Here is a 13,833-nt window from a genome sequence, read left to right on the forward strand (position 1 = left end):
AAAGGATTTTTCAGGGGGAAATGTGTATATACCGCCGTGCCTGCGTTCGATCCAGAGCCGGATGACGATCACCGTGCTGCTGATATCCGCGCTGGTTCTGGGGGTCGGAGCACTCGCGACGTCGCTGGGCGTGCGCGCCAGGGTGCTGGAGGAGACCGTCGACACCGCCACCGTGGCGGCCCGGCAGACCTACGAGGCCGTCAGCAAGGGGCCACCGGTCAGCACGTTACCGATAAACCAGGTCGGATATCTCCAGGTTGTCTCCCACGACGGCCGGGTCCTGGCCGCCAGCCCGGCGATGAAGGGCCAGCCCCCGATCAGCCACCTGTGGCCCACCGGCGGTGACACCCGGGTGGTCGACACGACCTGCGCGAGGGTGCCTGGAGAGGGCCGGATCTGCTTCGTCACCGCAGGCCTCCAGCACAGAGCATCCGCCTACGGCGACGTCATGGTCTACGCGGCGGAGCCCGAGCCGCCGATACTCGCCGGCCCCATCCTGGAGATCGCGCTGGCCGCCTTCTCCCTGGCGATGCTCACGCTGCTCGGCTGGGGCACCTGGCGGCTGATCGGCCGGACCCTGGAGCCGGTGAGGCGGATGCGCGCCGAGATGGCCGAGATCACCGGGACCTCCGATCTCAGCCGCCGGATGACGGTGCCGGACAAGGCGGACGAGCTGGCGGAGCTCACCCAGACCGTCAACGTGACCCTCGACCAGCTCGAACGGTCCCTGGAGAACCAGCGCCGCTTCGCCTCCGACGCCTCCCACGAACTGCGCACCCCGCTGACCGGGCTGCGCGCCAAGCTCGAACTGGCACTGGCCCACCCCGAGGCCGAGGATCCCAGCGAGACGATGCGCTCGGTGCTGGCCGACGCGGAGCGGCTCCAGGCCATCGTGAACGACCTGCTCATGCTCGCCCGCCTCGACGCGGGCGTGCAGGACTCGCTCGAGCAGATCGACCTCGCCCAGCTCGTCACCACCGAGGTGGAGCGGCGGCCGCCCCGGCACGAGGTGCTCATGCGCCTCAAACCCGACGTGGTGGTCCGGGGCAACAGGCTCCAGCTCTCCCGGCTGCTGACCAACCTGCTGGCCAACGCCGACCGGTACGCGGCGGACGAGGTCGAGGTCTACGTCGGCAGCGAAGGGGGGGAGGCCGTGCTGGAGGTCGCCGACGACGGCCTCGGCATCCCGACGGACCAGCGCGAACGGGTCTTCCAGAGGTTCACCCGCCTGGACTCCGCACGCGGCCGTGACGCCGGGGGGACGGGCCTGGGCCTGCCCATCGCCAGGGACATCGCCTCCGCGCACCGGGGCCGGCTGTACGCCGCCGACAGCGCCAACGGCCGCGGCGCCCGGCTGGTCCTCCGGCTGCCGCTGTCCACCAGCGTCCCCATCTAGGGTCTACGGCGTCTCACCCCGGGGCCCATGCCATCTCACCGCGGGGCCTATGGCGTCTCACGCAGGCCCTTGGCACCTCACCCCGGGTCCTATGGCGTCTCACGCCGGACGTGGACCGGGTCCCCCACGGCGACCAGGTGGAAGATCCGCTCGGCGATGTGCGGCGGGATGCGCACACACCCGGAGGCGAGAGGCGGCGCCGGGGCGGCCGGAGGAGCCGAGGGCACCGAGGCGGCCTGTGAGACCGGGGAGTCCCGGTAGAGCGGATGGAGCGGGTGGTCCGGCCGGAGCGGCCGGTCCGGCCGGTCCTGGCGGGCGGCCTGGAGCGGGCGGACGGCCCCGGCCGGGAACGCCGGCCGGACAGACGTGGCCGGGAACGCCGGCTTGATCGAAAGCACCGGACGGGCCGGATGACGCCTCTCCACCGGACGCGGCGCACGGTCCGCACGGGCCGCGTGGGCCAGGTGTGCCGGCCCCCTGGCCGATCGGTCCCTGGTGCCCGCTCCGGCGTCGTGGCCGGCTGCGTCCGTGAAGCCGCTGGCGACGCCGCCCGTGACGGCGCTCATGAAGTCGCCGGCGGGTCCCCTCTCGAAGGAGAGCGTCTCATATGTCGTCACCAGCGGATCCGCGCTCCGGTACGGCTCACGTTCGACGATGTGGAAGTCCCCCGCCGGGGTGGGCGTGCTGGAGCTGTTGCCGTACTGGCAGAAGTACGTGCCGCTGCCCGCCGAGACGTGGGAGGTGAGCATCGGGTGGTCATGGCGGTAGACGGTGAGGAGCTGGCGGCGCAGGTCGATCTCGACCCGCCGGGGCTGTCCCGTGGGGACGAGCGGCGCCGACCAGTGCGGGTGGGCCAGCGCCCGCCAGGTCTCCGGCCCGACCTCGTCCTTGGCCTTCAGCCCCTGCGACTTCTGGAACGCCCAGACCGCGACCTGGGTCTCCGCGCCGTAGTAGCCGTCCCGCAGGCCCGGGAAGAACTTCAGCTCCTGCAGCCGTCGTTGCAGCCGCTCCACGGCCTTGGTGTAGTCGCCGGGGTGCAGGGTCCGGTCCTTGGCCGACACCGGGGCCGGGAGCCCTATCACCCCCACGGCCACGATCACCGCTCCCGCCAGATATTTGATCACATGGCGATGAATACCCCGGCTCTACAGGAAAGCCTTGGCGGATATCGCAAAGAATCAATCCCGACATTCCCCCTGGCGGATTTGGCCCGAATTCATCACGTGAAAGAATCGAGCCATGCAAAGGGTCGTCGTGTTCGCTCTTGACGGTGTCATCCCCTTCGAGCTGGGCATCCCGGCGCGGATCTTCGGCGTGGCCAGGGGTCCGGACGGGGAGCCGCTCTACGAGGTGGTCACCTGCACCGTCGACGGCGGCCCGGTCCGCACCGACTCCGACTTCTCGATCTCGGTGGGGCACGGAGCCGAGGCGCTGGCCACCGCGGACACCGTGGTGATCCCGGCCACCCACGCGCTCGGCCCGATAGCCGGAGAAGGACGGCTCCCCGAGCCGCTGGCCGGGGCACTCGGCCGCGTCCGGCCGGGTACCCGCCTGGTCTCGATCTGCACCGCCGCCTACGTCCTCGCGGCGGCCGGGCTGCTCGACGGCCGCCCGGCGACCACCCACTGGAGCAGCGCCGAGCATTTCCAGAAGCTGTTCCCCCAGGTCGACGTCGACCCCAACGTGCTGTTCGTGGACGACGGGGACGTGCTGACCTCGGCCGGCGTGGCCGCGGGGGTCGATCTCTGCCTGCACATCGTCCGCCGTGACCACGGCAGCGAGGTGGCCAACCGGGTGGCCCGCCGATGCGTCGTCCCGCCGTGGCGCGACGGCGGCCAGGCCCAGTTCATCGAGCGTCCGATGCCCGGGCAGTCCACGGCCACCACCGCCGCGACCAGGGCCTGGGCGCTGGAGCGCCTGCACCTGCCGCTCCCCCTCGCCGAGCTGGCCGCCCACGCCCGGATGAGCCGGCGCACCTTCACCCGGCGCTTCCGCGACGAGATGGGGATCAGCCCGGGCCAGTGGCTCGTCGTGCAGCGGCTGGAGCTGGCCCGCCGCCTGCTGGAGACCAGTGACCTGCCGGTGGACGGCGTCGCAGAGCGGGCCGGCTTCGGCACGGCCGCCTCCCTGCGGCAGCATCTGCAGGCGGCCGTCGGCGTCTCGCCGATGGCCTACCGCCGCACGTTCCGGCCGGTCGAGCCCGGCTTGGAGATGGTCGAGGTCTGAACCGTGCCCGGCCGCCGGACGGGTACGGCCCGCCGAGCGTCGCCGGGCGGGCGTGGCCGGGTGGGTACGGCCCGCCGACCGTTGCCAGAGGGGTCAGCCGTGGCGGAGGTGCTCGCGGCTGAGGTCGAGGAGCATCCGTACGTGGACGTCGGCGAGACGGTAGTAGATCATCCGTCCGGCCCGGCGGCTGGCCACGATGCCCGCGGTCCGCAGCAGCCTGAGTGCGTGCGACACGGCGGTGTCGCTGACCTCGACCGTCTCGGTGAGGTCGCAGACGCACAGCTCACCGGCTTCGAGCAGGGCGTACAGCAGCTGGGCCCGGGTCGGGTCGCCCAGCAGCCGGAACAGCTCGGCGAGCTGGGTCGCCTCCTCGGGGGTGACGAGCCGGTCGCGGGTGGCCGCCACCCTGTCCTCATCCGGTTCCATGGTGGTGCATGCGTCCAGACCGGTGAGGACATCCATGGGACAAACTCCTGAACAGGTGCTCAAATGATAATGACTATCGTATCAAGCTATCTGTCCTGCGGGCGTACCAGATAAACCGCACCGCCGCGCCGCTGAACCGCGCCTCCGCGCCGGCCGGGCCCCGCCCAGGGCCGGCGCGGAGACCCCTCAGGTCGACGCGGCGCTCAGCGGCTCGGCGATGTCCTCCAGGCTCTTGCGTTCGGCCTTGACCCCGAGGAACACCTCCACCAGCCCGGCCACGATCATGAGGGCCGCGCCGATGCAGAAGGCCAGCGCGGTGTCGCCCGGCCGGCCGCTCTCGACCAGGTTGGCGAAGACGAGCGGACCGGCGACGCCGCCGACGAAGGTGCCGATCGCGTAGAAGAACGCGATGGCCATGGCCCGGGTCTCCATCGGGAAGATCTCGCTCACCGTCAGGTAGGCCGCGCTCGCCCCGGCCGAGGCGAAGAAGAGCACGACGCACCAGCAGGCGGTCAGCGTGACCGCGCTCAGCGCGCCCTGGGCGAACAGCCAGGCCGTGCCGAGCAGCAGCACCCCGGATCCGATGTAGGTGCCGGAGATCATGGGGACCCGGCCGACGGTGTCGAACAGCGGCCCGAGCAGCAGCGGCCCGAGGAAGTTGCCCACGGCGATGACGGCGAAGAAGTAGCCCGTGCTGGTGTCGATCTTGAAGAAGGTCGACAGGATCTGGGCGTACCCGAAGGTGATGGCGTTGTACAGGAACGCCTGCCCGACGAAGAGCGAGAAGCCGAGGATCGTGCGCTTGGGGTAGCGGGCGACCATGGTGTGCGCGATCCGGCCGAAGCCGATCGACCTGCGCTGGTGGATGGTCATGGCCTGCGAGGGCTCCTCCAGCCGGACGCCCTTGTCCCGCTGGATCTGCTCCTCGATGCCGTCGACCAGCTCCTCGGCCTCCCGGTCCCGGCCGTGGATGAACAGCCAGCGCGGGCTCTCGGGCACGTGCCGCCGGACGATGAGGATGCCCAGGCCGAGGACCACGCCCAGGCCGAACGCGATGCGCCAGCCCACGTTCACCGCGAAGTTGTCCAGCAGCGGGACGGTCAGCAGCGCGCCGCCGGCGGCGCCGAGCCAGTAGCTGCCGTTGATGATGATGTCGATCCGGCCGCGGTGGCGGCTGGGGATCAGCTCGTCGATGGCGGAGTTGATCGCGGCGTACTCCCCGCCGATGCCGAACCCGGTCAGGAACCGGAACAGGAAGAACCACCACGCGGAGAACGACAGCGCGGTCGCCGCGGTGGCGATCAGGTAGACGATCATCGTGATGATGAACAGCTTCTTGCGGCCGAACCTGTCGGTGAGCCAGCCGAAGAACAACGCCCCGAGACACGCCCCGGCCACGTAGAGGGCCGCCGCCGTACCGGCCACCTGGGTCTGGGTGATCTCCAGGCCGCTGCCGTCCTTGGCCAGCTGGGCCGAGAGGTTTCCGATGATCGTCACTTCGAGACCGTCGAGGATCCACACGGTCCCGAGCCCGATGATGATCATCCAGTGCCACCGTGACCATGGCAGCCGGTCCAACCGCGCGGGGACCTTCGTGGTCACCGTCCCCGTCTGAACGTCGCTCATGGCGCCCCCGGCTACCCAGCGGAGATCACCCCATGCCAGGGCACTCCGTCTCCGCAGGTCAGCCCGCGACGGCGCGCCGCCCGGCCGCGCACGCCGCCGGCCCGCGACCGCGCCCCGACCTGTCGTCAGCCCGCGACGGCGCTCCCGCCGGGCCTCGCGGGCCGGGCGGGCAGGAGTCCGGCCCGGCGCCACAGGAGCCTGCCGGGCCCTTTGATCATCCCGAGGCCGCCGAGTTCGGCCACCGCCTTGCCCGCCGCCCACGCGAGGGTCCGCCGGTAGTGCGGGTTGCGGGCGGCGGCCCTGCGGGCCCGCCGTGGGTCGAGCCCGACGGCGGCGTAGGCGCCGGGATGGACCAGGCGGGTCGTCGCGAGGTAGACGGCGCCGCCGAGGACCAGCCGGTGGTAGGCGCGGGCGAGCGGCCCCGCCGCCGTCCACTGGCGGGCGAGCTCCTGTTTGGCGTAGCGGATGTGCCGGGCCTCCTCCACCACGTGGATCCGGGAGACCTGACGGACCAGCGGCTGCAGCGACTCGTCGGCCATGGCCTCGCGCTGCAGGGCGTCGAGGATCTCCTCCACGAACAGGGCCCCGGCCAGCCCGGAGATCTGCCGCAGCACCAGCACCACCGACCGGCCCAGCAGGCGGGCGACGCGGTCGGGGCCGTAGGCCGGGCAGCCGAACTTGTCGATCATCTGGGCGAACATCACGGAATGGCGGGTCTCGTCGCCGATCTCGGTGAGGGCGTACTGGACGTGCTTGGTCGTGGGGTCCTGGTCGTAGATGTGCCGCACGAGCACGCGGATGAGCAGGCACTCGAACCAGATGCCGACGCTCGCGACGCTGGCCGTCTCGTGTCTGGTCAGTTCGGTCCGCCGCTCCTCGCCGAGCCCCTCCCACAGCGCCGTGCCGTACAGGGAGGCGCGGTGGAGCGGGGCGAAGGGGCGCCCCTCGGCGAGCGGGGCCTCCCAGTCGATCTCGGTCAGCGGGTCGTAGGAGTGCTTGGCCGAGGTGCGCAGCAGCCGCTCGGCGGTCTGCTCGCGGTCCGGGGGCGCGATCGTCACGGGGAGTCTCCCAACCGGCGATTTACGTTTTCTCATGGAACGTAAATCTCGGATGGCGGCCGGTCAACACCTTCCGTTTACATTTCACAATCATCCGTAAACCTATGTCCGATCTCACAGACCCGCCCCGGGTACGATCGCCACAACCCCCGTGACCGCGACAGGAGCAGCACCCGATGAGTGAAGAGGACATCCGGGGGCGGATCCTCGACGCGGCCGAGGAGTGCTTCCTGGAGATCGGGCTGAGCGCCCGGATCCACCGGCTCATCGCCGAGCGGGCCGCGGTCTCGCGGCCCACGGTCTACAAGCACGTGGGGGACCAGCAGGCCATCCTGGACGCGCTCCTGCACCGGGAGGTCGGCCGTTTCCTCGACATCGCGCGGCCGCTGCTCGAACGGCCCGGCCCGATCAGGGAGCAGCTCGCCGAGATAGTGGCCTTCAGCGTCACCTACGCCCGGCGCCACGCCCTGCTGCGCAAGATGCTCCTGGAACAGCCGGAGGTGGTGCTCCCCCGGTTCACGGTCAACGCCGGCCCGCTGCTGCGCCTGGCCGTCGACGTGGTGGCGCCCCCGCTCGGCCGGGCCTTCGCCCGCGCGGGGGCCGCCGACGTGAGGATCGACACGGTGATCGAATGGGGGGTGCGGCTCATCCTCTCCCTCATCACCACCCCCAGCCTGACGGCCGACCTCGACGACCCCGCCGAGCTGCGCGGCTACATCGACGCCCTGATGCGCATCGGCCTCATCCCGCCGTCATGACCAGGACAATTGCCATTCTTTTCGATACATTGCGCGGACATAAGGAGACTTGACGTTTCATAGGGGGAGCGATGAGAGCCCGGATCACGGGCGTCGCGACGTATCTGCCGGAACGGACGCTGACCAGCGCGGAGGTGGAGCAGCGGATCGAGGGATACGTGCCCTACCGAGGCGTCGTCGAGCGGCTGACGGGAATCCGGTCACGACACGTCGCCCGCGACGACCAGCAGGCATCCGACCTGGCGGCGGAGGCCGCCCGCAAGCTCGATCACGCCGACGCCGATCTGCTGATCTTCGCATCCGCCTCGCAGGACATGGTCGAGCCCGCGACCGCGCACATCACGGCGGCCAAGCTCGGTCTGTCCTGCCCGGTGTTCGACGTCAAGAACGCCTGCAACAGCATGCTCAACGGGATCCAGGTGGCCGAGGCGCTGATCCTGTCCGGCGCGCACCGCAAGGTGCTGGTCTGCTCGGGTGAGATCCCCTCACGGGCGATCCGGTGGCAGGTCAGGGACCGGGCTCAGTTCGTGGACTCCTTCGCCGGATACACGCTGTCCGACACCGGCGCCGCGGTGCTGGTCGCCTCGGATTTGGAACGTGGCATTTTCTACCGCGACTTCTCGGCCGACTCCACGGCGTGGGCGATCGGCACCCTGCCGGGGGGCGGATCGGCACATCCCCGCGACCCCGAACACTCCTACTTCCGGGGTGACGGGCGGCGGCTGAAGGAGGCGTTCGAGCTGATCGGCCCGGACATCTTCCACAACGCGCTCAAGCGCACCGGCCTGAGCTGGGACGACTTCGCCGTCGTGGCGGTGCACCAGGTGGCGCTGCCCTACCTGCGCTTCCTCGCGCAGGTGCTGGACATCCCCGAGGAGAAGCTCGTGATCAGCCTGCCCGAGCACGGCAACTGCGCCTCGACCACGCTGCCGCTCCAGCTCGCGCTGGGCGGGTGGGAGCCGGGCGACCGGGTCGCACTGCTCGGCCTGGGCGGCGGGATCAGCACGGGCGTGATGCTGGCGGAGATGTGATGGACCTCTGGGTGATCGTTCCGGCCTACAACGAGGCCGCCGGCATCGAGGCGACGCTCCGGGCGCTGGCCGGGCAGGACGACCGTGACTTCACGCTGGTCGTGGTGGACAACGCGAGCACCGACGACACCGCCGAGATCGTCCGGCGGCACGGCGTCAAGGTGGTCACCGAGACCCGCAAGGGCACCGGCGCCGCCTCCGACACCGGGATGCGCCACGCCATCGCGCACGGCGCGACCCATCTGGCCAGGACCGACGCCGACTGCCTGCCCCGCCCCGACTGGGTGCGCAACATCCGGCGGGCGTTCGGCGACGGGCTGGAGATGGTCGGCGGCCGACTCGTGCCCCGGACCGACGAGTTCCCGCTGAAGTTCTGGGAGCGGCGGTTCATCCCGTTCGTGGTGGACGTGGCCGCGACGTTCGGCCGCTTCCGGCCGGGCAACCGCTCTCCGGAGTATCTCGGGCCGTACGTGATGATGCCCGGCGCGACCCTGGCCATCACCGCCGCGCTCTACGAGCGGGCGGGCGGCTTCCCGAGGACCGCGATCGAGGAGGTCCACGAGGACCGCGCCCTGGTCAACCGGGTCCGCAAGCTCACCACCGCCTACGGCTCGCGCCGCGACGTGGTGGTCTTCGGCTCGGTCCGGCGGCTGCGGGCCTACGGCCTGGCGGGCACCCTGGCCTGGTACGCCGACCACCACTACCGTCCAGAAGTGATCGATATCCGGTGAACCACGAGACCCGCCTCTACCTGGCCGCGCACCCCTTCGTCTATCCGCTCATGCGGCTGCTGGCCCGTCTGGGGCCGGTGGTCCGCGTCCCCGGACTGGGGGTCGTGGTCAACGACGCCGCCACCGCGCGCGCCGTGCTGACCGACGAGCGCTTCCGCAAGGACGGCCCCGGATCGCCCGGGGACCTGTGGACGCCGGTGCTCGGCCCCTCGGTGCTGCTCAACATGGAGGGCCCCGGTCACCTGGCGCTGCGCCGCAAGCTGATGCCGCTGTTCACCTCCGCCTACGTCTCGGCGCTGGTCGCCGACGTGCTGCGGGAGCCGTTGGAGGCCCTCTCCGCGCGGCTGGGGCGCGGGGAGACGGTCGACCTGGTCGACGCCATGCGGGTGATGGCCGGGGCGGTGATCTGCCGGGTGATCGGACTGGGCGACGTCTCCGAGGCCCGCGCCCGCGAGCTGTTCGCCGACGGGGAGCGGGTCGTCTCGATGGTCTCGCTGAGGTCCCGGCGGCTGCGGGAGCGGCAGGTGGCGGTCGCCAAGCGGGTGCTGGACGGGATCGGGGACATCGCGCAGGCCGCCTACGAGGCCGGGGACGACTCCACCGTCATGGGCCGGATGCGCGCGCAGGGACTGTCCGCCGCCGAGGCCAGGGGCGCGGCCGGCGCGTTCTTCCTGACCGGCACCGAGACCGTCGCCACCTTCGTGCCCCGGCTGATCGCCCTCCTGCACGACCACCGGACGCGGGTGGACGACCTCGACCAGGTGATCGAGGAGGCCATGCGGATCACCACCCCGACGCCGATGATGCTGCGCTCGGTGGGCGCGGCCGCGCGGATCGGCCGGGTGGCGGTACGGCCCGGCGACCGGGTGCTGATCGTGACCCACAACTGCGCCCGGGCCTACGGCCCGTTCGACCCCTCCCGAGGGCACCCGCCCGAGCTGCGCAGGCTCTGGTTCGGCGCGGGCCCGCACTTCTGCATCGGCTACCCCCTGGCCCTGGCCGAGATCCGGGCGGTGGCGTCGCTGCTGCTCTCCCACCACGTGCGCGTCGTACGGCGGCGCGCCGCGAGGAGGGTCCTCATCCCCACCTACGAGCACCTGTGGATCGCCGCGGCATGAACGACGACATCATCACCGGGATCATGGCCACCGCCGGCCGGGAGCCCGGACGGATCGCCATCATCGACGGCCGCGGCCGGGAGATCGCCTACGGCGAGCTGGCCCGCCGGGTGAACGCCGTCCGCGGCGCCATGACCGGGCTGCGGCCCGGGGACGGCGTGCTGTTCGCGGTGCGGCCGGGGGTGGACGCGGTCGCGCTCGCGCTGGGGGCGGTGGCGGCGGGCGGGACGCTCGTGCTCGCCGACCCCGGGCTGGCCCCCGAGGTGCTCGCCGCCCGCATGGCCGTCACCCGGCCCAGGTGGGTGGTCGCCGAATCCCTGCTCTACACCCTGAGCGGCCCGCTCAAGGGTCTGGCCCGCCGCCGCGGCCTGCTGCTGCCCAGCCTCCGCGACCCCCTCCCGGGACACCCCGTCCGCCACCTCCACACGGGCCCCTGGCTGCCCGGGGTCCCCCGGGGAGCCCTGCGCCTGTCCCGGATCCTCAGGGCGCCGGGCGCCGACGCCCCGGACGCCGCCGCCCCCACCGCGGATCAGCCGGCGGCGGTGATCTTCACGTCGGGGACCACCGCGCGGCCCCGGGGCGTGGTGCACACGCGGGGGTCCCTGGCGGCGGGGCTGACGCTCTTCCGGAGCGCGTTCCCGCTGGGCCCCGGCGACGTCGTGCACACCGACCAGCTCATGCTGGGGCTGCCGGCGCTCCTGGCCGGGGCCACCTGGTCGCTGCCCGGGGGCGGGGACCTCGCCGGGGAACTGGCCGCCCGGGGGGCCACCCATGCCTTCGCCGTCCCGGTGCATCTGGACAGGCTGCTCCGCCGGGCGCCCGAACTGCCCGCGACCCTGCGCTACCTGCTGCTCGGCGCGGCCCCCGCGCCCCCGGCCGTGCTCCGCCGGGCGATCGAGTCCGGGCCGGAGGTGCTGTCGGTCTACGCGATGACCGAGGCGCTGCCGATCGCGATCGCCTCGGCCCGGGAGAAGCTGGCCCAATCCGAGGGCGACCTGCTCGGGGCACCCCTGCCGGGGGTCGGCGTCCGGATCGCGGACGACGGCGAGCTGTTCGTCTCCGGACCGCACCTCGCCCGGCGCTATCTCGGCGAGGACCCGCTGGAGGAGATCGCCACCGGGGACCTGGTCCGTGTCGAGGACGGCCGGCTCGTCCTGCTCGGCCGGAAGAAGGACATGATCCTCCGCGACGGGGTGAACATCTACCCCGGCCTCTACGAGCCGGCCGTGGCCGCGCTGCCCGGAGTGGCCGAGGCCGCGATCGTCGGGCTCGCCGACCCCGAGACCGGGGACGAGGAGGTCGTGCTGGCCGTCATCCCCGCCGACGGCTACGACGGGAGCCGGCTGAGAAAGGCCCTCCCGGCGATCATGGACGCCGCGGCTCTCCCCGACCGCGTCGAACCCCTCGACGCCTTCCCCCGCTCCGGCCGTGCCGACAAGCTCGACCGCGCCGCCCTCCGCGACCTGGTCACCCGTCGTGGCTGAGCGGGGGACCGGGGGCCCGCCCGGGACGGGGGGCGCGACGTGCTGAGGGTCGGGGTGACGGGGGCGTCGGGATTCGTCGGCGGGGCGGTCTGCCGCGCGGCCGTGGCCGAGGGATGGGAGGTCTCCGCCTTCGGCAGGCGGCCGTCGGTGGCACCCTGCCATGTGGGCGGCGCGCCGTACACGTCCTGGGATCTCCTGGGCGGCCGGCCGGAGCTGCCGGAGGTGGACGTGGTGGTCCACTGCGCCGGGAGCGTCACCGACTGGGGGCCGCCGGAGGAGATCTGGGCGGCCAACGTGGACGGGACCCGCAGCGCGGCCGCGGCCTTCCCGGGGGCCAGGTTCGTGCACGTGAGCACGGCCAGCGTCTACGACCCGTTCCGGCCGACCGTCATGGCCACCGAGGACCTGGCCCCGGTCAGCCGGTACGCCAACGCCTACGGCGCCGCCAAGGCCGCCGCGGAGCGGGTCCTGGGGGAGGCGGTCGTCCTGCGGCCGCACGCCGTCTACGGGCCGGGCGACACGACCCTGCTCCCCCGGGTGCTGGGGGCGGTCCGGGGAAACAGGCTCCTGGCGGTGGGCGACGGGCGCCAGCTGGTCAGCCTGACCTCGGTGGACAACCTGGTCCGGGCCTGCCTGCTGGCCGCCGCCGGCCCCGTCGGCAACGGCGTCTTCAACGTGACCGACGCCCGGCCGGTCGTCCTCGACGACGCCCTGCGCGCGATCCTCGGCGAACGCGGCATCGACGCCGAGCCGTACTATCTGCCCCTCAAGCTGGTCGGCCCCCTCGCCGCCGCCGCCGAGACCGCCTTCCGCCTGCTCGGCCGCCCGCGTCCACCCCGGCTGACCCGCTACGCCGCGGGTCACCTGGCGGTGGAGCGGACCCTCGACATCAGCGCCGCCCGTGACCGGCTGGGCTTTCAGCCCGCGGCGACGTCGTTCGCGGGCGCCGCCGGCTGGTGACGGTGGTCCCGCCGCGCCCGGTGGGCCAGGAAGAAGGCCGTCCCGGCCATGCCCAGGCCGGCAGCGAAGATCACCCGCAGGCCGGCTCTCAGGAATCCGGTCAGCGCGTCGAAGACGGTGGTGGCGGCGGCGTCCGACATCGCGCTGCTCAGGTATTCGGGCAGGTAGACGTCGCGGATCACGGCCAGACCGGCGGCCAGCACGAGCATGCTCGCGGCCAGGCCGAGACCGGCCCCCAGCAACGCCCTCATCCGGTCGCCCGCCAGCGCCACCCCCGCCACGAGGAAGGCCAGGGACAGGACCGGCAGCACCCATTTCAGTCTGAGCGACCAGGTGTAGACGGCCCGCACCCTGACCAGGTCGGCGGAGGAGGACAGTTCGATCACCGGGTGCAGGTCGGGGAGGGGGGCGCCCAGCTCCTGCTTCATCAGGTCGTCCACCGGGGCCCTGACCCGGTCGTACACCGGGGTGAGGTCGATGCTGACGGTGCCGTCCTCCGGCGCCCCCTGGCCGCCGTCGCCCGACAGGACCGCGACGAGCTGCCGGTGCGCCACCCGGTTGGCGCCCTCCCAGATGGCGGGGAAGTCGTCACCGGCGACGACCCCCTCCACCAACGTGCGGACGAGGTCCTCGGCGGGCGACGGCGTCCGTTTCCGGAGCGGTCCGGTGATCGCGACCGTGACGTGTTCGACGACCTCTTCCCGGATGTCCGGGTCGGTGGCCAGCGGGGCCATGTTCCCGACGTAGCGATCGGTGTCGGCGATGTCGCCCGCCACCCAGAACCCGGTGAGCGCGAGCGGCGCGGAGACGCAGCAGAGCACGATCAAGATCGCACTGATTACCGCTCGCACAGGATCCCCCTCCCCGGCCTTACCTGGGAATCCCCATCCCCACCTGCCAAAACCCGGCAGATATCCTTTTTGACCGCAATTTGGAGATCAGTGATCGCCCGAAACGACAGGCTTCACTCACCGAAGCTTGACCTGGACTTCTCCGCGCGTCGCGCAGCGACATAGCCC

13 protein-coding genes are annotated in these 13,833 nt (G+C 72.1%); 8 read left to right on the plus strand and 5 right to left on the minus strand.

All coding sequences use genetic code 11. From position 1 onward, the window contains the following. The first annotated feature begins 61 nt into the window (after positions 1 to 61). On the plus strand, positions 62 to 1,396 hold the full coding sequence (locus tag ACZ6R6_RS14295; protein WP_470093352.1) for a sensor histidine kinase: 1,335 nt from the start codon (positions 62 to 64) through the stop codon (positions 1,394 to 1,396). A gap of 89 nt (positions 1,397 to 1,485) precedes the next feature. On the opposite strand, the gene ACZ6R6_RS14300 is transcribed toward ACZ6R6_RS14295, so the two are convergent. After that, complete coding sequence (locus ACZ6R6_RS14300) at positions 1,486 to 2,520, minus strand: peptidoglycan-binding protein (RefSeq protein WP_470093354.1); 1,035 nt, start codon at positions 2,518 to 2,520, stop codon at positions 1,486 to 1,488. Positions 2,521 to 2,635: 115 nt separating this feature from the next. On the opposite strand from ACZ6R6_RS14300, the gene ACZ6R6_RS14305 reads away from it, so the two are divergent. Next, positions 2,636 to 3,622 (plus strand): GlxA family transcriptional regulator, encoded by a 987-nt coding sequence (locus ACZ6R6_RS14305; protein WP_470093356.1) that lies wholly within the window; start codon positions 2,636 to 2,638, stop codon positions 3,620 to 3,622. Positions 3,623 to 3,715: 93 nt separating this feature from the next. Here the strand turns inward: ACZ6R6_RS14305 and ACZ6R6_RS14310 are convergent, their stop codons facing one another. From ACZ6R6_RS14310 to ACZ6R6_RS14320, 3 genes are all read right to left on the minus strand, one after another. Beyond that, on the minus strand, positions 3,716 to 4,084 hold the full coding sequence (locus tag ACZ6R6_RS14310; RefSeq protein ID WP_306861321.1) for an ArsR/SmtB family transcription factor: 369 nt from the start codon (positions 4,082 to 4,084) through the stop codon (positions 3,716 to 3,718). A gap of 150 nt (positions 4,085 to 4,234) precedes the next feature. Beyond that, on the minus strand, positions 4,235 to 5,674 hold the full coding sequence (locus ACZ6R6_RS14315; RefSeq protein ID WP_470093359.1) for an MFS transporter: 1,440 nt from the start codon (positions 5,672 to 5,674) through the stop codon (positions 4,235 to 4,237). Between the two features lie 125 nt (positions 5,675 to 5,799). Next, on the minus strand, positions 5,800 to 6,768 hold the full coding sequence (locus ACZ6R6_RS14320) for an AurF N-oxygenase family protein (RefSeq protein WP_470093361.1): 969 nt from the start codon (positions 6,766 to 6,768) through the stop codon (positions 5,800 to 5,802). Between the two features lie 140 nt (positions 6,769 to 6,908). On the opposite strand from ACZ6R6_RS14320, the gene ACZ6R6_RS14325 reads away from it, so the two are divergent. The 6 genes from ACZ6R6_RS14325 (at position 6,909) to ACZ6R6_RS14350 (ending at position 12,814) form a co-directional block, all read left to right on the plus strand. Next, on the plus strand, positions 6,909 to 7,490 hold the full coding sequence (locus tag ACZ6R6_RS14325; protein WP_470093363.1) for a TetR/AcrR family transcriptional regulator: 582 nt from the start codon (positions 6,909 to 6,911) through the stop codon (positions 7,488 to 7,490). A 71-nt stretch (positions 7,491 to 7,561) separates the two neighbouring features. After that, complete coding sequence (locus ACZ6R6_RS14330) at positions 7,562 to 8,521, plus strand: 3-oxoacyl-ACP synthase III family protein (RefSeq protein WP_470093365.1); 960 nt, start codon at positions 7,562 to 7,564, stop codon at positions 8,519 to 8,521. Next, on the plus strand, positions 8,521 to 9,252 hold the full coding sequence (locus ACZ6R6_RS14335; protein ID WP_470093367.1) for a glycosyltransferase family 2 protein: 732 nt from the start codon (positions 8,521 to 8,523) through the stop codon (positions 9,250 to 9,252). The genes ACZ6R6_RS14330 and ACZ6R6_RS14335 overlap by 1 nt, the downstream gene beginning before the upstream one ends. Continuing rightward, positions 9,249 to 10,370, plus strand: coding sequence for a cytochrome P450 (locus ACZ6R6_RS14340; RefSeq protein ID WP_470093369.1), 1,122 nt, complete (start codon positions 9,249 to 9,251; stop codon positions 10,368 to 10,370). The genes ACZ6R6_RS14335 and ACZ6R6_RS14340 overlap by 4 nt, the downstream gene beginning before the upstream one ends. Beyond that, positions 10,367 to 11,854: a class I adenylate-forming enzyme family protein gene (locus tag ACZ6R6_RS14345; protein WP_470093371.1), complete on the plus strand. Its 1,488-nt coding sequence runs from the start codon at positions 10,367 to 10,369 to the stop codon at positions 11,852 to 11,854. The genes ACZ6R6_RS14340 and ACZ6R6_RS14345 overlap by 4 nt, the downstream gene beginning before the upstream one ends. A gap of 39 nt (positions 11,855 to 11,893) precedes the next feature. Further along, entirely contained in the window at positions 11,894 to 12,814 is a 921-nt protein-coding gene (locus ACZ6R6_RS14350) for an NAD-dependent epimerase/dehydratase family protein (RefSeq protein WP_470093373.1), read from the plus strand. Here the strand turns inward: ACZ6R6_RS14350 and ACZ6R6_RS14355 are convergent. Continuing rightward, the gene (locus ACZ6R6_RS14355; RefSeq protein ID WP_470093375.1) at positions 12,772 to 13,665 is read right to left on the minus strand and encodes a hypothetical protein; all 894 of its coding nucleotides are present in this window, start codon (positions 13,663 to 13,665) and stop codon (positions 12,772 to 12,774) included. The two genes, ACZ6R6_RS14350 and ACZ6R6_RS14355, sit on opposite strands and share 43 nt — an antisense overlap. Positions 13,666 to 13,833 lie beyond the last annotated feature (168 nt).

Source organism: Streptosporangium sp. NPDC048886, assembly GCF_055586905.1.